Here is a 20,064-nt window from a genome sequence, read left to right on the forward strand (position 1 = left end):
CGATGGTCACGAGTCCGGAGACGTGTGGCGGAGGACGAATTCGTGGCCGCCGTCGGAGCCGGGCGGAGAAGCCGCGGGGTAGGTGGCGATCGTGTCCTCCAGGCGAACCGGCTCGGGGAGATGAGTGAAACGGCCGAAGCCGTTGAAGGCGGCCATGTGGTGGGCGTACCAAACGGGCCAGTCGGAACCGAGGTCTGGGCCGGAGTCGGAAACGTGGGCTTCGGCGGCGCGGCGGAGCGCGTCGGCCAGGTCGTGGACGGAGTCGAAGATCACTTTCATGGGGGCTCCAACTAGGCGCGGATGAGAGGGTCGGTGTGGAGGCCGTCCGGGGTGCGGAAGACGTCGGCACGGTGGCGGTGGGCGGTTTTCGGCGGCGACCGTCTCATAGACGGTCTCGATCAGCCACTTCTCCGCGGGTCCGGGAGGCTCGTAGCGCTGCACAGGGGGGCGGTGGTGTCCCGGTAGGTTTCGAGGAGACGGAGCCAGACCTCGCTGAGCGTCGGGAAGGCCGGGACGGCGTGCCAGAGGCGGTCCAGCGGGATCTCGCCGGTGATGGCGAACGTCGCGGACTGGAGAAGTTCGGCGACGCCACGGCCGACGAAGGTCGCGCCCAGAAGGGTGCCGCGGGCAGGGTCGAGGAGGATACGGGCATGGCCCCGATAACCGGGGCTGTGCTGGTGGGCGCCAGCAACGAGGCCGAGGTCGTAGTCGACGATGTCGACATCCCTGCCCAGACGCGCGGCATCGGCGGCGGTGAGGCCGACGAAGGCGACCTCGGGTTCGGTGAAGAGGACCTGGGGGACGGCGACATGGTCGGCCGTTCCGGTGTGGCGGCTCCACGGGCTGCGGTCAAGGGGATGGTTGCGGGCGCGGTCGGCGATGACCGTACCGGCGATCCTCGCTTGGTACTTGCCCTGGTGGGTGAGGAGGGCGCGCTGGTTGACGTCACCGACGGCATACAGCCAATCGCCGGTGACGCCGGGCACGGTGTAGGTGTCGTCGCTCTGCAGCCAGATACCAGGGCGCAAGCCGACGGTCTCCAGGCCGAGGTCGTCGGTGCGGGGAGCGCGGCCGGTCGCCAGCAGGAGTTCATCGGCATGGAGCACCTCTCCGTCGGACAATGCGAGCCGGACGTCGGTGGCGCGGGTCGCGGCGACGAGGGTCGTGTCGAACCGCAGATCGACGCCCGAGGCACGGAGCGCGTCGGTGACCAGGTCGGCGGCAAAACGTTCCATCCGGGGAAGCAGCCCGGACTCCCGGACGACGAGGGTGACCTGCGAGCCGAGGGCCTGCCAGGCGGTGGCCATCTCAACGGCGACGACGCCCCCGCCGACGATGGCCAGCCGGGGCGGGACCCGGGTGGCGCTGGTGGCTTCGCGGCTGGTCCAGGACCGCAGGGCGGCGAGGTCCGGCAGCGGGGGGAGGGCGGCGCGGGTACCTGTGCACACGGCCACGGCGTGCCGGGCCGCCAGCCGTAGGATCGCGCCGTCCGCACTGGTCACCTCCACGATCCGTGGCCCGGACAGCCGTCCGTGCCCGCGGACCAGAGTGATGCCCGCCCGCTCCAGCCATTGCGCCTGAGGCTGGTCGTTCCAGCCACCGGACATTCGGTCGCGATGCCGCAGGACGGCTTCGACGTCCAGTAGACCCGGGTCGATGCCGGGCATGCCGCGTGCCTCGGCGTGCAGCAGGACCGGCCGTAGCAGCGCTTTGCTGGGTTCGCACGCCCAATAGGAGCATTCTCCGCCGACCAGTTCGGCTTCCACGATGACGGTGTTCAGCCCGGCGGCGGCCGTCTGGGCGGCGACGTTCTCGCCGACCGGTCCGGCGCCGATGATGACGACGTCGAAAATGCGCACAGGATCTCCAAAGTGGACGGGGAAGGCGGTGGTCCGCCCTCCCCATGGGGGACAGCGGTTCAGCGGTCGGGAGTGCTGGGTGATCTCCTGGAGGAACCGCTGGTTCCCGTCGGGGTCGTGAAGAGAGGCGAACGAGCCGTAACTGGCACGCTCGGCGTGGAAACCGGGCCGGATGATCGACCAAGCGGAGCCCTGCGGGGTCACCTGGATGGCGCCGTAGCCGCCGCGGACGGGTCGGGGGCCGCGCTGATGACGCTACCGCCGCAGGAGTGTCCGACGAGGCTGACGGGCCCGTCGATGTGAGCGTAAGACTATCGCGGCGGCCCAGGCGAGTGGCCGCCTGTACTGGTTGTTCATGGGGTTCGCCTTCCGAGTAAGCGGTCAGACGCTCCCACCTTCGGCTGTGCCCTGATCGCGCACATCCGTCATCTGACGGCGAGTCAGACGAGAGCCGGAACGACCGAGCGCCTGGTGACGGACCGATGCAGGGTGGAGGCGGAGTCGGTGACTGCGGTGAGCCGCCCGGCGGGCACGTTCCAGGTGCCCGGAGTACCACCGGTGGGCGGGTGGCCCACCGGCTCAAGGGGGATGCCCGATCCACGAGCGCCAAGCCCGGCGCAGTCCCGTGCCCCCCGGGGAGCAGCCCAGGGATACTCCCTGGGGCTCCGAGGCCTCCTGCCGAGCAAAGCTGATCACTAGGCAGGTCAGGAGAACGGGGAGTCAGCGATGGTGATCATCGGTAGGGATCGTGAGCAGGAGGAGATCTCCGGGATGGTGAAGTCCACTGCCAGCCGGGTGCTCGTCGTGCGGGGCGAGGCGGGAGTGGGCAAGAGTGCTCTGCTCGAGGAAGCGGCGGAGCTGGCCGTCCGGGACGGCCACCTCGTGATCCAGATCACCGGGGTCGAGGTCGAGTCCGAACTGCCCTATTCCGGGCTGCACCAGTTCCTCTACCAATTGCTCCCGCTGCACGACGACAGCCGCACGGTGCTCGACGCGGTCACCGGCCGGCGAGCCGACGATCCTCCCTCGTTGATGACACTCGGCATCGCGGTGCTCGAACTGCTGTCGGACATCGCCACGCGACGTCCTCTGCTGGTGACCCTCGATGACGGCCAGTGGCTCGACGATTCCAGCGCCGACGTCTTCGGCTTCGTCGGGCGCCGGATCGGCGGCGTCCCGGTGAAGCTGTTGGTCGCCGTCCGGGACGAGGTTGTCTCCCGGTTCGACACGGCGGTGCTGCCCGAGATATCGGTCGGCCCGCTCGCCGACGAGGACGCGGTGCGCCTGCTCGACCAGCACCACCCTTCCCTTGACGAGCGGGTGCGCCAATGGGTGCTGGACCAGGCTCTCGGCAACCCCCTCGCGCTGTTGGAACTACCGTCCCAGGCCGGCGCCGCGGGACTGCCACGGAGGCTGCACCAACTGTACGGCTCCCGCATCGCCGCGCTCAGTGACCCGGCCCGGATGGAACTGCTGATGGGCGCGCTCGACGGTGTCGGGACCCGGCCGGGCGACGGAGGGCCGAAGCCGCGCCACCAGATGCGGAACGTCGACGAGGCGGTGGCGTGCGGCCTGCTGGACACCGAACCGATCACCGGGGACATCACCTTCCGGCATCCGCTGGTCCGGTCGAGTGTCGTGCAGATGGCAACTCCCGAGCAGCGCCGGGCGGCGCATCGCGCGCTCGCGGACGTCCACCGAGACGACCTCGAACGGCGTGCGACGCATCTGGCCGCGGCCTGTGTCGCACCCGACGAGGAGGCCGCCCAGGCGCTGGAGGCCGCGGCCGATTCGGCGATCCGCCACGGCGGCGCCATCACCGCCGTCGGCTGGCTGACCCGTGCCGCCGAGCTGAGCGAGGACGCCGTGGAACAGACCCGGCGGCTCAGCTACGCGACGTTCCTCTCCGGATACGCGGCCCGGCCCGGCAGTGAGCTTCCCCCGGCCCATCTCACCTCCGGGCCGGACGCGACCGTCAACGCCATCCACCAGGCGTTCTTCGAGGGCGGTGACGCGCGCTCCGCCCACCGACAGGTGATGGCGGCGATCGAGGGCCTGGAAGGCGGGTCCACCGAGACCCTCGCCCGCCTGCAAGTCCTCCTGCTCGCCGTCAACCAGTACGCCGCCGACCCCGCCATGTGGAACGAGACTCATAGGATGCTCGCGTCCCTCGGCGGTCTCGTCACCGAGCAGACACAGATCTACAGCAACACCTGGAGCGACGTGGTCCTGCACGGGCGTGGCTGGGCCGGGCCTCTGGAGCGGGCTGCGGCGAACCTGCGCGACCGGGAGCCCTGGGATGTCACCCGCCTGGCGACCGCGGCTTACCACCTCGATATCGTCAGTCAGTACCGACCTCATCTGGAACGCGTCGTGGATCGCGAACTGGCGACCGGCACCATGTTCAGCGGCATGCTCATGCTGACGATGATCATGCTGGACCAGATGGGGTCCGGCGACTGGGACGCCGCTGTGCGGACTGGAGAACGGGCTCTGGCTCTGGAGATCGAGCACGGCAGTCATCTGCTCGCCCACCAGACACGTGCCCATCTGGCGCAGCTCGCGGCGCTGCGTGGCCAGATCGCCCGGGCACTCGAACTGCGGGCAGAGATCGACGCCTGGGCCAGACCGCGCGGCATCGGCTTCGTCACCGACCTCGCCGACTCCATCGCCATGACGGCCGCGTTGAGCTCGGGCGACTACGAGGCCGCGTACCGCCACGCGGTCGACATCACGACACCGGGTACGTTCCGGCCCTACTGCGGCCCGGCATCACGGACCCTCCTCGACCTCATCGAGGCGGCCCTGCACACCGGCCGCACCGAACAGGCCCGCCGCCACGCCCTCGCCGCCCGCGACGCGGGCTTCGCCGACCTCTCCCCGCGCCTCGCCCTGACGTGCTACGGGGCGCTCGCGATGACCGCGGGCTCCGAGCGGGAGGCCGCCGACATGTTCGCGCGGGCCACATCCCATCCGGCGGCCGCGCGGTTTCCGTTCGAAATGGCGCGGATCCAGCTGGCCCATGGGATCCGCCTGCGCCACACGCGCGAACGCTCCGCCGCCCAGTCGCTCCTCACCCACGCCGCCGAGACCTTCGAACGGCTCGGTGCCGCCGCCTGGGCCGAGCGGGCCGGCATCGAACTGCGGATCATCGGAGCAGCACCGCCGGTCTCCACCCCGTACACGTCGCTGACCTGGCAGGAACGGCGAATCGCCGACCTCGCCGCCAGCGGCCTCACCAACAAGCAGATCGGCGCACGGCTACGCCTGTCACCGCGTACCGTCAGCTCCCATCTGTACCGGGTCTTCCCAAAACTGGGTGTCACCACCCGCGCGGCCCTCCGGGACGCCATGAACCGCCGCGACCGCGTCACGGCGTCGAAGGACTGATGCGCCGAACCGCGGCCTCGGGCGTTCAGGTGGCTGAGCGCGGGAGAGCCGAGCCCGAACCGGAAGATCGGGCAACGGCTGTACCTTTCCACCGCGCTGTCGGCACCCACCTGCACCGGATCTTCCCCAAGCTGGGGGGGTGAGCTCCCGGGCCGATCTCGCCCGCATACTCAACAGATCAGCAACTCCCACAACCGCTCGCGATAGGGTTCCGCCGTCGCGCGCGTCAGTTCGGCGATCGCCTCGACGCCCAGCCCGGCCGTACCGCCGTCGGCCAGGACGCCGCTCGAGACCCTGATCCGCCCCAGCAACCCAAAGCTCACCCCGGACAACGACTCCTTGAACCTGAGTAGTGACCGACCCTACTGACACGCTCTGTATGGCTTGCGCCGCCGGGGACCAAGGTCGCGCATGACGTACACGCACAGCGTCATGTGACGGCAGCCAGGTTGAACCCGGCGGATCCGCCTTCTGCGATCCGGGCATTCTCGCGAAAGAAGCGCCACGGGCAGGCGGGTGCGTCACCTCCACAGCTCGGCCACCGCCCGAGCGCGCGAACACCTCCAGCAGTTCGCAGAAGAACACCCCGGCGCGATTCTCCTCATCGACTCCTTCGAGGAACCGGGACAGATCGAACCGTGGCCACGGCCGCGGCGCGGCACCGCGCTGGACGGGCTCACGGCGCAGGAGCGTCAGGTCATCCGGCTGGCCGCGCAGGGGCTGGGCACCACCACCCGCGCCCAGCTACACGCCTTCGACCACGGATCAGTACATGGAAGAAGTCAATTGACGCAAGAGCAACGCGAAGTCCCAGACCTACCCTCCTGGAGGCAGAGCAACTCCCGAGGAAAGGGACTCCGATGACGTCATACCGAAGATGTCGCAGAACGGCAGCGGCCTGGAACAGGCTTTCTCCGACTACGGCCAGGACGGCTGCTACGCCACGGCGGCCCTCACCTTGCCGGGCTACGTCGACCCGGGCCTGCACCTAGGCGGCGCAGCTACTTCGACAAGGATCGGACCGTGGACGGCTGCGGCCACCGCCACGACATCGAGCACATCGTCGTGTGGGTGCAGAACAACGCAGAACAACACCGTCCAGTGCGTCTTACACCCGCGGCACGACTGGTGGGAGACCTACGGCCGCTTCGACCCGAGCGGCACCCACCACACCGGCTTCGGCCGCGCCACCATTCAGATCGGCACCGAGGTCATGAACCGTACAGGCCGAAAGGGATGCCCGCAGGCTTGGCCGCCGCGAGCCGGCCACCTCAGTGCGGGCGTCGCGACCGCCGGGTGGGGAGGCGATCGCCCCGCCCGACCTGGTGGCGACCGCCGATTGTGGCCGAAAGGGCCACGCAACGCTCATCCGCACCCGTGCGACCCGTACTCAGGACCCGGGTGCCGGCCGGGGGTCGTCACAGGCTCGACCCGATCCGGTCGGTGCGACGGTGAGCACAGTCAGAGTCTTTCAAGAAGGGGGTATGGCTCGTGAGCGAATCACTGAGCTTCGGAGCGGCGGGAACCGCCAGGCGCGACCGGACGCACACGCTGTTCGCGCAGACGATGGGATACGTGGCGGCCACGGCCGGGCTGTTCGCGCTCGGCGCCTACGCGGGCCGCGGCCTGCCGGGCGGCCTCGGCATCATCGCCCTCATCGCCGCGGTCGGCAGCCTGATCGGCATGCAGGTCACCTACGGAAATCGACGCCGTGGACGGTGACGCTGCTGGCCGCGTTCGGCCTGCTGGTCGGGCTGGCAACGGCACCTGTGCTCGCCACGTACGCCGGCGCGGATCCGCGGGCGCTGTGGCAGGCGGGCGGGGCGACCGCGCTGTTCGTCGCCGGGTTCGGCGCCGTCGGATACGCCACCCGGCGCGATCTCGCGAAGATCGGTTTCTGGGCGTTGCCGGCCCTCATTGTCTTCGGCCTCGTGCTCGTGTTCGTCGACATCCCGGACGGTGACCTGATCTACTCCATCCTCGGGCTGGTGATCTTCGCGGGCCTCACAATGGTCGACTTCCAGCGGCTGCGCCGATCAACAGACATCGATTCCGCGCCGCTGCTGGCGGCGTCGATCTTCCTCGACGTCCTGAACGTGTTCCTGTTCTTCACACAGATCTTCTCGCGCAATGACTAGCAGGGAGAGCATGAGCGTCCCCATCGCAATCGAGGACAGCCGCGCCGAGGCCAAGCTGATCACGGGCCTGCTGCGCACCAACGGCCTGGCGGCGCTCGTCTCGCCCAACGCCGTCAGCCGCCTGGAACCGCAGCTCCAACTCCAGGGAGTCCGGGTACCGGCGGCCCGCTCGCAAGAAGCCGCCGCCCCCGAACTACTGGCCGACCGCGCGGGCGCGTCATGAAGTGGATCCTTCTCCAAGCAATGCTCATGGCGAACGTCACCCCGCCGGTGGAACTGACCGGCTGGTTCCTCGACGGCACGGGGCCGACCCACGCTGACCGCTGGCTCATCGAGATCGCCTATGAGGTCATCGCCGCGGACACGGCATGCGAGGCCTGCGGCGCGCCACTCGGCACGGTGGTCGTGCGGTCAGGCCACTGGCCGGTCAAGGTCATCGCCAACTGCACCAACCCGGGACGGCACCGTCACCGCGCCCGCGTCCGGCGGTCCAGGAAGGGACTCCTGCTGCAGCCCCTGACCGCGAGGTGAGCAGGTCAGGCCGACAGGATCGCCGGCTCGTGCCCGGCTGGCGCGACGCCGGGCTCCCGGCGGGAGGCGATGCCGAACTTGCCGAGATGCCACTCGACGATCCTGGCACTGATGAACACCTGATGCCGATCTCCGCGTCAGCGTGGGCGTCACAGGCGAGGCAGGAACTTCCTGGCCAGAAGGGATCTCGACGCGGCCCTTCTCCTCTGGGTCCCGTTATGTGCCGCTCCAGGGATTCGAACCCTGAACCTCCGCCTCCTGGACGTGCGTGCGCTCGGGGGGAGTCGAACCCCCACGCTCCTTGCGGAGCACTGGATCCTGGGTCCAGCGCGTCTACCGAAGTTCCGCCACAAGCGCCTGAACCGGCCTACGCCGGCCGTTCTTGTGCCCCCGCGTCTCCGTCAGCATGTGGCAGTTAGCGCACAGGATCCGCAGGTTATCCAGCTCGTTGTTCATCCAGTCTCCGTCGATGTGGTCAACTTGCAGAGGTGCTGGCTGACCACACCATTCGGTGATACCGCACTCCTCGCACTGGGCCCGCTTCAACTCCGCCTTGATCAGACGATCACGCAGGTGCCCGATGCGCGGCCCCTTACGGAGAAGCGGTCGAATGTCTGCCTCGAATTCCTCGGGACGCTTCGCGGTGCCCTTGGACCACCCCTGGCCCCTGAAATGCGTGGTGTCGAGCCTCAGGCGTGCGATATGTCGGTCGATACCTGTTTTCGTGCCTCCAGCGGCCTTAAGCCCGAGACGGCGATGAACTTCAGCGGCAGGCTTCGACAGCGCTACAGCTTCGATGAGCGCTCGTCCGTCCAAGTGCGGCGAGCAGGCATACCCTAATTATGGTGCATTTTTAATGACGGCGCCTCTGCCTGTTGGGCCAGAGCGGCTGGGCCCCGGGCTTGGCTGGCGTAGGCCGGCCCGGGGCGGGGGCCGGGTCCGGCCGGGGGGCGCCAATCCCGCCGGTCAGGCCGTGGCCCGCGGCCCTCTTCATTCAGGACCGCTGTCCGAGTGGCAGGATTCGAACCTGCGGTGCTCCTGCTCCCAAGGCAGGCGGGCTGACCAAACTGCCCCACACTCGGTCGTCAACAAATAAGCCGCCTCGGTGCACTCCGAGACGGCTTTCCGATAATCGGTCGGTTATCCGGAAAGCCCTCGCCACAGTCGGGGGTAGCTCACTTCGCTGCCTTTCTTTCGTGCGGCTGGACAAGTCCACGGTAAAGGAGTGATCGACGACCGTGCCACATATTTATTTCTGCGCGCGCGATTCCGGGGTCTCCACGCGGAAGTGGGGCAGGGACTCGGGGTAGTTGTCCCTGACGTGGTTGACCAGGAACTCGCGTACGTCGCACTTGAGGTCCCACGAGGACGGCGAGTCCGCGGCGCTCATCAGGGCGCGCAGTTCCACCAGGCCGTTCGGCAGCACGTCGGTGACCTGGAGCGTCCAGTCCTTCTGGTCCCACAGCGGGTTGCCCTGCAGGAACTCGTACAGCGCCTCCCGGAGTTTGGGCACCGGCACCGACCAGTCCACGCGCAGGAACACGACGGCGAGGACGCGGCTGCCGTGCCGGGTCCAGTTCTCGAACGGGTTCTGGGTGAAGTACGACACCGGCAGGACCAGGCGGCGCTCGTCCCACAGGCGCAGCACCACGTAGGTGAGCGTCAGCTCCTCGATCCGGCCCCATTCCTTCTCCACGACGACCACGTCGTCGAGCCGGAGCGCGTCGCTGAAGGCCAACTGGAGGCCGGCGAGGGCGTTGCCGATGGTGGGCTGGGCGGCGATGCCGACGATGGCGCCGGCGATGCCCGCCGAGGCCAGGATGCCCGCGCCGAGCGCGCGGACCGCCGGGAACGAGAAGAGCATCGCGCCGATCGCGATGACGATGATGACCGCGGCGGCGATGCGGCGGACCAGCCCGATCTGCGTCATGAGCCGCCGCGCCCGGCGGTTGCGCTCCCCTTCGACCCGCACCAGCCGCTCGAGCACCACGTCCGTCAGCGCGTACGTGGCCTGCACGATGAGCCAGGTGACGGCGCCGATGGTGACGAGGCCGAGCACCCGGTTCACGGTCGCCGCGACGGCCTTCGCGTCCGGGGTCGAGCCGAACATGCCCGGCGCGAACACCAGGTTGAAGGCCACCACTGCCGCCACCGTGAACGCGGCCCACGTGCAGTGCTCCACCAGGTGCCGGGCGAGCGACCATTTGCGTCCGACCCTGTTCAGCACCCTCCGTACCACCTCAACCAGGAGGATCGAGCCGATCACCGAGATCACGAGAATCGGCCAGCCTGCTGGAGACTGCACGCCTATGCCCCCAATGTCTAGAAAGTCTCGTCAAAGGTCACATTGCCCTCAACTGCCACTTGATACGCAGAGACCCGCCGTTCGAAGAAATTGGCCAGCTCCTGCACGTCCTGCAACTCCATGAACGCGAAGGGGTTCGCCGAGCCGTACCTCGTGGGCAGGCCCAGCCTGGCCAGCCGCTGGTCGGCGACGTATTCCAGGTATTGGCGCATCTGTGCGACCCCCATGCCGGGCATGCCGTCCCCGCAGAGGTCGTCGGCGAAGGCCAGCTCGGCGGCCACGGCCTCCTCCACCATGAGGGTAACCTGTTTGCCCAGCTCCTCGTCGAAAAGGTCGGGTTCCTCGGCCCGCACGGTGTCCACCACGCTGAAGGCGAACTCCATGTGCATGGACTCGTCGCGGAAGACCCAGTTCGTCCCGGTGGCCAGGCCGCCGAGCAGGCCCCGGGAGCGGAACCAGTAGACGTACGCGAAGGCCCCGTAGAAGAACAGGCCCTCGATGCAGGCGGCGAAGCAGATGAGGTTGAGGAGGAAGCGCCGCCGGTCGTCCCGCGTCTCCAGGCGCTGCAACGCGTTGATCGAGTCGATCCACTTGAAGCAGAATTCCGCCTTGTCGCGGATCGAGGGAATGTGGTCGATCGCGGCGAAGGCCTTCACCCTTTCGGCGGGATCCGGCAGGTACGTGTCCAGCAGCGTTAGATAGAACTGGACGTGCACGGCCTCCTCGAACAGCTGCCTGCTGAGATAAAGGCGCGCCTCGGGGGCGTTGACGTGCTGGTAGAGGTTGAGCACGAGGTTGTTGGCCACGATGGAGTCGCCGGTGGCGAAGAACGCGACCAGCCGGTTGATCAGGTGCCGCTCCTGCGGCGTCATCTTGGCCAGGTCGGCGAGGTCGGAGTGGAGGTCCACCTCCTCGACGGTCCACGTGTTGCGGATGGCCGCGCGGTAGCGTTCGTAGAAGTCCGGGTAGCGCATGGGCCGCAGGGTGAGGTCCATGCCGGGGTCGAGCAGCACAACAGTCTCCTTACTGGCAGGCTTCGCAGGTCTCGGGGTTCTCCAGGGAGCAGGCGATCGCCTGCGCGGCAGCCTCCGTGGGGGCCGCCTGGACGGTGGTCTGGGCGATGCGGGTGGCGGGCCGGGAGCGCAGGTAGTACGTCGTCTTCAGGCCCCGCTTCCAGGCGTAGGCGTACATCGACGAGAGCTTGCCGATGGTCGGGCTGGCCATGAAGAGGTTCAGGGACTGGGACTGGTCGATGTACGGCTGGCGCGCGGCGGCCAGGTCGATCAGCGCCTTCTGCGGCAGCTCCCAGGCCGTGCGGTAGAGCACCTTGAGGTCGTCGGGGATGCCGGGGACCGTCTGGACCGAGCCGTCGGCCCGCTTGATGTCGTCGCGCAGCTGCTGCGTCCACAGCCCGCGCGCCTGCAGATCGGCCACCAGATACCGGTTGACCTGCAGGAACTCGCCCGACAGCGTCTCGCGCTTGAACACGTTGGACACCTGCGGCTCGATGCACTCGTAGCAGCCGGCGATGGAGGCGATCGTGGCGGTGGGCGCGATGGCGATCATGAGCGAGTTGCGCAGGCCGGTGCGGGCGACCTTCTCCCGCACGGCGTCCCAGCGCCGCGTGCTCGTGACGTAGTGGTCCGGGTGCAGCACTCCCCCGGCCGCCCGCGTCTCCGCGTACGAAGGGTGCCGGCCGCGCTCGGCCGCCAGGTCGGCCGAGGTGTCGTACGCGGCCAGCGCGATCTCCTCGGCGATCCTGGTGGACAGCTGCAGCGCCTCGGGCGAGTCGAACGGCAGCCGCAGCGTGAAGAACACGTCGGCCAGGCCCATGACGCCGAGCCCGATCGGCCGCCAGCGCTTGTTCGCCGCCTCGGCCTCGGGAGTCGGGTAGAAGCCCAGGTCGATGGTCCGGTCCAGGAAGCGGACGGCCGTGCGCACGGTGGTGCGCAGCCGGTCCCAGTCCACGCCGCCGTCGAGAAGGCAGGCGGCCAGGTTGATCGAGCCGAGGTTGCAGACCGCGGTCTCGGCGTCGCTGGTGACCTCCAGGATCTCGGTGCACAGGTTCGACAGGTGGATGACGTTCCCGGGGCGGCCGGTCTGGTTGGAGGTGCGGTTGGCGGCGTCCTTGAACGTCATCCAGCCGTTCCCGGTCTGGGCGAGCGTGCGCATCATCCGGCCGTACAGGGTCCTGGCCGGGATCTGCCGGACATGTCGCCCGGCGGCCTCGTACGCGCGGTACGCCTGCGTGAAGGCGTCGCCGTACAGGTCGGTGAGGTCGGGCACCTCCTTCGGGTCGAACAGCGACCAGACCTCGTCCGCCTCCACCCGGCGCATGAACTCGTCGGGCACCCAGTTCGCCAGGTTCAGGTTGTGGGTGCGGCGGGCGTCCTCGCCGGTGTTGTCGCGCAGCTCCAGGAACTCCTCGATGTCGGCGTGCCAGGTCTCCAGGTAGACGCAGGCCGCGCCCTTGCGCCGCCCGCCCTGGTTGACGGCCGCGACGGACGAGTCGAGCGTGCGCAGCCACGGGACGATGCCGTTGGAGTGGCCGTTCGTGCCCCGGATCAGGGAGCCGCGCGAGCGCACCCGGGTCCAGGAGACGCCGATGCCTCCGGCGTACTTCGACAGCCGCGCCACCTGCCCGTACCGGTCGTAGATCGCCTCCAGCTCGTCGCGCGGCGAGTCGAGCAGGAAGCACGACGACAGCTGCGGGCGGCGCGCGCCCGAGTTGAACAGCGTGGGCGAGCTGGGCAGGTACGACAGCGTGGACATGAGCGCGTAGAGCTCGGCGGCCTCGGCGACCGACTCCGACAGCCCGCAGGCCACGCGGAGGAAGAAGTGCTGCGGGCGCTCCAGCACCGCCCGCGTCTCGGGGTGGCGCAGCAGGTAGCGGTCGTAGACGGTGCGCAACCCGAAATACTCGAACCGGTCGTCCGCCTCCGCGGAGACCAGCGCGTCCAGCTCGGCGGCGTGCGCGGCCACGAACTCCGCCAGCCCGTCCTGGATCAGCCCGGCCGCGTGGGTGGCGGCGATGGACTCGGAGAACGTCCGCACCCCGTGCGCGGCGGCCTCGTCGGCGATCTCCTCGGCCAGGAGGCGGGCGGCGACCCGGGAGTTGGCCGGGTCGGCGATGACCCGGGCGGCGGCCTCCTCGATGGCCAGACGGCGGTCGACCTCGATGATCTGCGTCACGTGCTCTCTCCTCGCGAGCTCGTCCCCCGTGAGGGCGCGCGAGAGCACGGCGGCACGGATCATCCCCAGGCCGTTTCGCTCCCCGGCCCTCCCGCGAGGCCATGGTCACTTCGTGCCGGGCGGGCGGCCCGGGCACACCGCTGGCAGGTCTTCGGGCTCGCGGGCGCACGCAAATCGCTCCTACTGGCCGTCGCTTCCCAGATCGCTCCAGTGCACTTGACGGCGGTCGTTCCCGCTCACCGCTGCGGGGCAGCCCCGGAATCACACCGGGTTCCCTTTTGCTCCGCCTCCGGAGAGGCGAACCAGCGACGAGCAGGATCCTACATCTAGTGGCCGTTCCCGCAACTACCCCAGCATGTTGTGGCCTTGGTGGTGTCGAGCAGACCGAGATCCCGCAGGACGGCGCGGGTGCGCTCGACCTCGGAGCCCAGCCACTGCTTGAAGTCGGCGCCGCTGAGCGGGATCGAGATCCAGCCCGCGGACCGGCAGGCCTCCTCCCAGTCGGCCGAGCCGGTCACGTCCTCGCACATGCGGATGGCCGATTCGCGGCTCTCGTCCGGCATGCGTTCGGGCCCGAAGGCCGCCGCCCAGTCCACGAAGTCGACCCGTACGCCGGACTCCAGCAGCGTCGGCACGTCGAGGCCGGGCATCCGCCTGGCCGAGGACACCGCGAGCGCCTTGGCCCGGCCGGCCTTGATGCTCGCGCGCCAGTCGGCCAGCGGGCCCGTGGCCGCCGCGGCCTTGCCGGACAGCAGCGCGGTGACGGCCTCCTGGCTGCTGGGGTAGCCGGTGTAGTCGAGCTGGCGGGTGTCGGCGCCGAGCCCCCTGGCGATCAGGCCGAACAGCAGGTGGTCGGGCTCGCCCTGGGGCCCGCCCGCCAGCTGCGTCTGGCCGGGACGGGCGAGCAGGTGCGCGCCGAAGGCCTCGAAGTCCCCGAACGGTGACGGGATGGGCACGACCACGACCTCGACCTCGCCGCTGAGCCTGGACAGAGGCGTCGTGGTGTCGAGGAGGGTCTGGCCGTTGTTGAGCTCGGCGGCGGCCAGTGCGGGCAGGCCGGTCAGCATGATCCTGGTGCCCCCGCTGGTCTCGTATCCGGCCGCCCGGGCCGCGCCCGCGAACGCCTGCCCGACGCGCGCCCAGCGGCGCCCCTGAGGATTGATCGAGAACCGAGTGCGCACGCCCGCCGCGCTCCCTGCGAAGCGCTCCGTCCCGCAGCCGGCCGCGCACGCGGCCAGGCCCAGCCCCCATGCGAAGAACCGCCGACGGCGCATGTGCCTCTCCCCCGAGCTTCGCGAGCCATCGCTTACTCTAAGTTATCGACACAATGCGCAGAGATACACATACTTCTCAAAGTGGCTTCTTGCCGACCCCGGCCATCAGGGACGACGGCAGCGACCAGTCCCCCACCAGCTTGGGCCGGTCTGGACGCCAGTCGACGGCCTGCACCAGGCCCGGCGGCTCCAGCGGGAAGTCGCCGAAGAAGGCGCGGATCTCGGCGGGCGTGCGGTCGGTGCCGCCGCCCGGATCGTCCGAGGAGGCGCCCCGGTAGCGCTGCCCGTCCTCCAGGCGGCCCATCGAGGTGGCGTGGGTGATCACCAGGTAGCTGCCCGGCGCCAGCCGCTCGCGCAGGGCGGCCACCGCCTGCTGCGGCCGCGCCGAATCCCGCAGGAAGTGCAGGATCGACACGAGCAGCACCCCGACCGGCTCGCGCAGGTCCAGGAATCCGCCCGCCCGCGCCAGCACCGTGTCGGGGTCCAGGAGGTCCGCCTCCATGAGCGCGGCCCTGCCCGAGCGTCCGGGCCCTGAACGACCGAGCAGGGCCGTGGCGTGTGCGGCGACGACCGGATCGTGATCTATGTAGACGACCCGGGCCTCGGGCGCGACCTCGTGCGCGCTGCCCTGGGTCGGCAGCCCGCTGCCCAGGTCGAGGAACTGCCGTACCCCGGCGGCGGCCACATAGCGCACGGCACGCTGCAGGAAGGCCCGGTTTGCGCGGGCCAGCGGGACCGCCTCCGGGATCAGCTCGGCGAGCTGCTCGATGGCCTGGCGGTCGACCGCGAAGTTGTCCTTCCCGCCGAGCATGTAATCGTACATGCGTGCGAGATTGGGCCTCTCAGCGTCGAACTGCCGCACGTATCGAATTTATGTCGTCCGCAGCAAGATAACGAGGTTTGAGGCCAAATTAGCCTGTTTATTCAACCGTGACGCTCTTCGCGAGATTGCGAGGCTTGTCCACATCCCGGCCGAGCGCCACCGCAGCGTAGTACGCGAGCAGCTGAAGCGGGATCGTGAGCAGGATCGGGTCCAGCTCGATCTCGTTCTTGGGGATCACGATCACGTCGTCGGCCAGCTTGGCGTCGGGCTCGCGGTGGCCGACCATGAGCACCTGCCCGCCGCGGGCGCGGATCTCGCCCAGCGTGGTGAGGTTCTTGTCGAGCAGCTCGTCGTCGGGGACGATGGCGACCGTAGGCATGTCCGGGCCGATCAGCGCGAGCGGCCCGTGCTTCAGCTCGCTGGCCGGGTACGCCTCGGCGTGCACGTACGAGATCTCCTTGAGCTTCTGCGCGCCCTCCCTGGCCACCGGGTAGCCGCGCACGCGGCCCACGAACATCATGCTCGGGTGCTTGGCGTACTTCTGCGCCAGCTCGGCGATCTTGTCGCTCTGGGTGAGGATCTCCTCGATCTGCCCCGGCAGCCTGCGCAGGCCCTCCACGATGCGCCGCCCGTCGGCGGGCGACAGGTCGCGCACCCGGCCCAGGTGCAGCGCGAGCAGCGCGAACGCCAGCGACGTCGAGGTGAACGCCTTGGTCGAGGCCACCGATACCTCGGGACCGGCGTGCAGGTAGATGCCGCCGTCCACCTCGCGGGCGATGGCGCTGCCGACCGCGTTGACGATGCCGATGACGCGGCCGCCCTTGCGCTTGAGCTCCTGCACGGCGGCGAGCGTGTCGTACGTCTCGCCCGACTGGCTGATGGCGACGTAGAGCGTGTCGGGGTCGACGACCGGGTTGCGGTAACGGAACTCGCTGGCGGGCTCGGCGTCGGACGGGATGCGGGCCAGCTCCTCGATGAGCTGCGCCCCGATCTGCCCCGAGTAGTACGCGGACCCGCAGCCGATGATCTTCACCCGGCGGAAGCCGCGCGTCTCGCGGGCGTCCATGTTGAGCCCGCCCAGGTGGGCCACGTGGAAGCGCTCGTCGAGCCGGCCGCTCATCGTACGGGTGATCGTCTCGGGCTGCTCGGAGATCTCCTTGAGCAGGTAGTGCTCGTAGCCGCCGGTGTCGTAGTGGCCGGCGTCCCAGTCGACGGTCAGCGGCTCCTTGGCGGTCTCGCGGGCGTCGCTGGCGAAGGTGTGGAAGCCGTCGGCCTTGAGCACGGCCAGCTCGCCGTCCTCCAGGTGCACGACCTGGCGCGTGTAGCGGACGAGCGCGGCCACGTCGGACGCGGCGAACATCTCCTTCTCGCCGATGCCGAGCACGATCGGGCTGCCGTTGCGCGCCACGACCACCTCGCCGGGCCGCTCGCGGTCGATGACCGCGATGCCGTACGTGCCGACGATGCTCTTGAGCGTCTTCCTGACCGCCTCCTCCAGGGAGTCGTTCTCGTCGGCGGCGCGGGCGATCATATGCGCGAGCACCTCGGTGTCCGTCTCGGAGGCGAACACCACCCCGTCGGCCTCCAGCTTCGCGCGCAGCTCGCCGGCGTTCTCGATGATGCCGTTGTGCACGACCGCGATGCGCTCGTCGGCGGACAGGTGGGGATGGGCGTTCTCGTCACTCGGCACGCCGTGCGTGGCCCAGCGGGTGTGACCGATGCCCAGGGTGCCCTTGAACCTGGCCGGCACGACCTTGGCCAGGTCCGCGACGCGGCCTTTGACCTTGCGTAGCTTGAGCCCCCGGTTGGACACCACGACCCCGGCCGAGTCGTACCCCCGGTACTCCAAACGCTGCAGGCCCTCCAGCAGGATGGGCGCCGCGTCCCGTGGGCCGACATAGGCCACGATTCCGCACATCGAGGTCTCCTCTTCATCCGTAGACGATCCTGCGCAGCTGCCGCAGGGACAGCTCCGGTGCCGCGACCCGTCGACCGCGTAATTCGGCGGCGATCCTGGGGAAGATCTCGTCGTTGGTGTGGCCGACCGTTTTCAGCTCGGCGTGCCGGCGGCGGACGTACTCCTCGACGGACTCGGAGAAGTACGACAGCACGTCGGCGACCACCTTCGCCGCCTCACCCGGGCCCAGTGGGGTGGTCTCCGTGAGGTGGACGATGAGGTCTTCGTAGGGATGTCGTGCCGGGGACACAGACGAGGACACTACGCATCTGGAACGAGACACTTCAACATCCTGCCCGAAATCGGGCAGGATTTAACTCGAACGCCTGTCTAGAGCATGCTGCCGCGGCCCCAGCCCTTGCCGAAGCGCCACCAGGCGAAGGCTCCGGCGGCGAGACCGAGCCCGACGAGGACGGCCGCCGGGCGGGCCGTGCCCGCGACGTCACCCCTGACGGCGGCCTGGAGCATGGTGGTCGCCCAGTAGCCGGGCGAGATCGGCGCGATCGCCTGCGCCCAGGCGGGCATCATCGCGTACGGCACCAGCGCACCGCCCAGCGCGCTGACCGACAGCGCCGCGATGTTGCAGAGCGTGCTGAGCTCCCCCTGGCTGCGCACCACCCCGGCCAGGGCCGTGCCCACCCCGAGCAGCGCGAAACACCACGCCGCCACGGCCAGGGCCAGCGGCCACACCGTCCCGGCCGGCCGCAGCCCTACCGCGACCACCCCGTACGCGAGCAGCACGACCTGCTGGAGGACCAGCACGGCCAGCACCGGCAGGGCCTTGCCGATCATGATTTCCGGGACGCGGGCCCTGGTGGCCTTGAGCCGGTCCCAGGTGTGCCAGGTGCGCTCGGCGAGGCTGGCGGTGGCGACGTCGGCCATCGACAGGACCGAGAACATGACCAGCAGGCCCGTCACGACCTGGGCGGGCTCGCCCAGCATCGACTTGAAGACGAGCATGAGGACCATGGGCATGACCAGGTAGCTGACCAGGTGGGCCGGGTCACGCCGACGCAGGAGCACGTTGTGCGCGGCCAGCACGGCGATGCGGTGCAACGTCTCACGAGGCATCTGCGGTCTCCTTACTGAGACCTTTGTAGAGGTCGTCGAGCGACGGCTGGCGGATGTCGATGCCGCGGACCGGGCGGTCGAGGTCGCGTAGCAGGGCGGCCAGGGTGGCGGTGGGGTCGGTGGTCGCGACCGCGATCTCGTCGTCGTCCAGGGTGACGCGGACCTCGCCCGGCAGCCCTTTGAGCAGCTCGGCGCCCGTGCCCCTGGCGATCACCCGCCCGCTCCGCGCGACGGCGATCGTGGCCTTCAGCTCGGTGAGCTCGGGAAGGTAGTGCGTGCAGTAGACGACCGCCGCGCCGCCGTCCGCCCTGCGGCGCACCGCCGCCAGGAGCGCGGTGCGGGTCTCGGGATCGGCGCCCGCCGTGGGCTCGTCGAGCAGGAGCACGTCCGGGTCCGGCAGGAGGGCGGTGGCGGCCTGCGCGCGGCGCTGCTGGCCGCCGGAGAGCACGCTCACCCGCCGGTCGAGCACCCCGGTCAGCGCCAGCTCCTCCGCCACGGCGTCGACGGCCCCCGCCAGGGCGTGCCGCCGCAGCCCGGCCAGCCCGCCGAACAGCCGCAGCGTCTCCCGTACGGTGACGCCGGGGTAGAGGGCGAGCTGCTGGGGCGCCATCCCCACCTCGCCCCGCACCACGACACGCCCGGCGTCCGGGCGTGCCAGCCCCGCGGCCATCTCGAAGAACGTCGTCTTGCCTGCGCCGTTGTGGCCGACCAGCCCGACGATCTCGCCCGGCTCCACCCGCAGGTCGAAGCCGTTCAGCGCGGTGACGTCGCCGTACCGCTTGACCAGCCCGGCCGCGTCCACCAGCCCGTTCGTGTGCCTCATCGGCCCTCAGCCCTCTCTCAGTCTACGATGTAGACTGCTCTACACTGTAGACTGACGCGGTGCGGAAGCTCAAGACCTCCCGGCAGCCGGAAATCCTCGACGCGGCCCTCGCCATCGCCGACGAGCGCGGCCTGGACGCCTTGTCCATGCGGGCCGTCGCCGAGCGGGTCGGGGTGACGCCCATGGCCCTGTACGGCTATTTCCGCAACAAGGATGAGCTGCTCGACGGCCTCGTCGGCCGCCTGCTCGACCGGCTCGCGCCCGACGATCCCGGGCAGACCTGGCAGGAGCGCCTGGGCGCGATCGCCTGGGCCACCCGGCGGCTGGCCCGCGAGCACCCGTCGGTCTTCCCGCTCCTGCTGCTGCGCACCTCGGTGACACCCGACGGGGTCAAGGTGGTCGACCAGCTCTACCAGGCGCTGCTGGACGCGGGCGTGCCGGAGGCCGAGGTCCCCCGGATCGAGCGGCTGGTGAGCACGTTCGTGATGGGGTTCGCGCTCTCCGAGGCGAGCGGGCGCTTCTCCGACGCCTCCCGCGACATCAGGCTCAGCCGCGGGGCCGACGCGCCTGCCCACCGGCGGTTGGCCGAGCATCTGACGCCCGATGACTGGGATGCCGAGTTCGCTGCCGATCTGACGGATCTCATGCGTATCATCCGACCCGTCTGACCCATCCCTTTCTGGGAAAGGTTACGGTGAGTA

The 20,064-nt window shown here is 69.6% G+C and carries 20 protein-coding genes, 2 tRNA genes and 1 riboswitch; of the genes, 7 read left to right on the forward strand and 15 right to left on the reverse strand.

Going from position 1 to position 20,064, the window contains the following annotated elements; genetic code table 11:
• Positions 1 to 6 precede the first annotated feature (6 nt).
• Positions 7 to 279, reverse strand: coding sequence for a hypothetical protein (locus ACIBI9_RS06280; protein WP_397220879.1), 273 nt, complete (start codon positions 277 to 279; stop codon positions 7 to 9).
• A 119-nt stretch (positions 280 to 398) separates the two neighbouring features.
• Positions 399 to 1,859 (reverse strand): dihydrolipoyl dehydrogenase family protein, encoded by a 1,461-nt coding sequence (locus ACIBI9_RS06285; RefSeq protein WP_397220880.1) that lies wholly within the window; start codon positions 1,857 to 1,859, stop codon positions 399 to 401.
• A 726-nt stretch (positions 1,860 to 2,585) separates the two neighbouring features.
• On the opposite strand from ACIBI9_RS06285, the gene ACIBI9_RS06290 reads away from it, so the two are divergent.
• A complete protein-coding gene (locus ACIBI9_RS06290) occupies positions 2,586 to 5,249 on the forward strand; it encodes an ATP-binding protein (RefSeq protein WP_397220881.1) in 2,664 nt (887 codons plus the stop codon).
• Positions 5,250 to 5,419: 170 nt separating this feature from the next.
• Here the strand turns inward: ACIBI9_RS06290 and ACIBI9_RS06295 are convergent, their stop codons facing one another.
• The gene (locus ACIBI9_RS06295) at positions 5,420 to 5,572 is read right to left on the reverse strand and encodes a hypothetical protein (RefSeq protein ID WP_397220882.1); all 153 of its coding nucleotides are present in this window, start codon (positions 5,570 to 5,572) and stop codon (positions 5,420 to 5,422) included.
• Between the two features lie 610 nt (positions 5,573 to 6,182).
• Between ACIBI9_RS06295 and ACIBI9_RS06300 the strand changes: the two genes are divergently transcribed.
• The 5 genes from ACIBI9_RS06300 to ACIBI9_RS06320 are packed head-to-tail and all read left to right on the forward strand — an operon-like array spanning position 6,183 to position 7,918.
• Positions 6,183 to 6,704: an NPP1 family protein gene (locus ACIBI9_RS06300; RefSeq protein ID WP_397221810.1), complete on the forward strand. Its 522-nt coding sequence runs from the start codon at positions 6,183 to 6,185 to the stop codon at positions 6,702 to 6,704.
• Positions 6,705 to 6,740: 36 nt separating this feature from the next.
• Positions 6,741 to 6,971 carry a hypothetical protein gene (locus ACIBI9_RS06305; RefSeq protein ID WP_397220883.1) on the forward strand — a complete coding sequence of 77 codons (231 nt, stop codon included), beginning with the start codon at positions 6,741 to 6,743 and terminating at the stop codon, positions 6,969 to 6,971.
• Complete coding sequence (locus tag ACIBI9_RS06310) at positions 6,968 to 7,387, forward strand: Bax inhibitor-1 family protein (RefSeq protein ID WP_397220884.1); 420 nt, start codon at positions 6,968 to 6,970, stop codon at positions 7,385 to 7,387. The genes ACIBI9_RS06305 and ACIBI9_RS06310 overlap by 4 nt, the downstream gene beginning before the upstream one ends.
• Positions 7,388 to 7,397: 10 nt before the next feature.
• The gene (locus ACIBI9_RS06315; RefSeq protein WP_397220886.1) at positions 7,398 to 7,610 is read left to right on the forward strand and encodes a hypothetical protein; all 213 of its coding nucleotides are present in this window, start codon (positions 7,398 to 7,400) and stop codon (positions 7,608 to 7,610) included.
• A gap of 26 nt (positions 7,611 to 7,636) precedes the next feature.
• Positions 7,637 to 7,918: a hypothetical protein gene (locus ACIBI9_RS06320; protein ID WP_397220887.1), complete on the forward strand. Its 282-nt coding sequence runs from the start codon at positions 7,637 to 7,639 to the stop codon at positions 7,916 to 7,918.
• Positions 7,919 to 8,187: 269 nt separating this feature from the next.
• Here the strand turns inward: ACIBI9_RS06320 and ACIBI9_RS06325 are convergent.
• The 12 genes from ACIBI9_RS06325 to ACIBI9_RS06380 all read right to left on the reverse strand — a co-directional run bounded on the left by ACIBI9_RS06325 (position 8,188) and on the right by ACIBI9_RS06380 (position 19,363).
• Positions 8,188 to 8,275: transfer RNA gene (locus ACIBI9_RS06325), tRNA-Leu, on the reverse strand.
• Complete coding sequence (locus tag ACIBI9_RS06330) at positions 8,252 to 8,734, reverse strand: HNH endonuclease (RefSeq protein ID WP_397220888.1); 483 nt, start codon at positions 8,732 to 8,734, stop codon at positions 8,252 to 8,254. The genes ACIBI9_RS06325 and ACIBI9_RS06330 overlap by 24 nt, the downstream gene beginning before the upstream one ends.
• A gap of 190 nt (positions 8,735 to 8,924) precedes the next feature.
• Positions 8,925 to 9,000 (reverse strand) — tRNA-Pro (locus tag ACIBI9_RS06335).
• 167 nt (positions 9,001 to 9,167) lie between these two features.
• On the reverse strand, positions 9,168 to 10,223 hold the full coding sequence (locus ACIBI9_RS06340) for a mechanosensitive ion channel family protein (RefSeq protein WP_397220889.1): 1,056 nt from the start codon (positions 10,221 to 10,223) through the stop codon (positions 9,168 to 9,170).
• Between the two features lie 17 nt (positions 10,224 to 10,240).
• Positions 10,241 to 11,236, reverse strand: a complete 996-nt coding sequence (locus ACIBI9_RS06345; RefSeq protein ID WP_397220890.1) for a ribonucleotide-diphosphate reductase subunit beta — start codon at positions 11,234 to 11,236, stop codon at positions 10,241 to 10,243.
• A gap of 10 nt (positions 11,237 to 11,246) precedes the next feature.
• Complete coding sequence (locus ACIBI9_RS06350; protein WP_397220891.1) at positions 11,247 to 13,415, reverse strand: ribonucleoside-diphosphate reductase subunit alpha; 2,169 nt, start codon at positions 13,413 to 13,415, stop codon at positions 11,247 to 11,249.
• Positions 13,416 to 13,539: 124 nt separating this feature from the next.
• Positions 13,540 to 13,737: riboswitch (cobalamin riboswitch) on the reverse strand.
• 4 nt (positions 13,738 to 13,741) lie between these two features.
• Positions 13,742 to 14,689 (reverse strand): Bug family tripartite tricarboxylate transporter substrate binding protein, encoded by a 948-nt coding sequence (locus tag ACIBI9_RS06355; protein ID WP_397220892.1) that lies wholly within the window; start codon positions 14,687 to 14,689, stop codon positions 13,742 to 13,744.
• Positions 14,690 to 14,765: 76 nt separating this feature from the next.
• Positions 14,766 to 15,551 (reverse strand): SAM-dependent methyltransferase, encoded by a 786-nt coding sequence (locus ACIBI9_RS06360; RefSeq protein ID WP_397220893.1) that lies wholly within the window; start codon positions 15,549 to 15,551, stop codon positions 14,766 to 14,768.
• A 58-nt stretch (positions 15,552 to 15,609) separates the two neighbouring features.
• A complete protein-coding gene (gene glmS / locus ACIBI9_RS06365; protein ID WP_397220894.1) occupies positions 15,610 to 17,430 on the reverse strand; it encodes a glutamine--fructose-6-phosphate transaminase (isomerizing) in 1,821 nt (606 codons plus the stop codon).
• A 13-nt stretch (positions 17,431 to 17,443) separates the two neighbouring features.
• Positions 17,444 to 17,719 (reverse strand): hypothetical protein, encoded by a 276-nt coding sequence (locus tag ACIBI9_RS06370; protein WP_364830033.1) that lies wholly within the window; start codon positions 17,717 to 17,719, stop codon positions 17,444 to 17,446.
• An 80-nt stretch (positions 17,720 to 17,799) separates the two neighbouring features.
• Positions 17,800 to 18,540, reverse strand: a complete 741-nt coding sequence (locus ACIBI9_RS06375) for an ABC transporter permease (protein ID WP_397220895.1) — start codon at positions 18,538 to 18,540, stop codon at positions 17,800 to 17,802.
• Positions 18,530 to 19,363: an ATP-binding cassette domain-containing protein gene (locus ACIBI9_RS06380; RefSeq protein ID WP_397220896.1), complete on the reverse strand. Its 834-nt coding sequence runs from the start codon at positions 19,361 to 19,363 to the stop codon at positions 18,530 to 18,532. The genes ACIBI9_RS06375 and ACIBI9_RS06380 overlap by 11 nt, the downstream gene beginning before the upstream one ends.
• Positions 19,364 to 19,422: 59 nt before the next feature.
• Here ACIBI9_RS06380 and ACIBI9_RS06385 point away from each other — a divergent pair, with 59 nt between their 5' ends.
• A complete protein-coding gene (locus ACIBI9_RS06385) occupies positions 19,423 to 20,031 on the forward strand; it encodes a TetR/AcrR family transcriptional regulator (RefSeq protein ID WP_397220897.1) in 609 nt (202 codons plus the stop codon).
• Positions 20,032 to 20,064 lie beyond the last annotated feature (33 nt).

The sequence above is a fragment of the Nonomuraea sp. NPDC050451 genome, assembly GCF_044458585.1.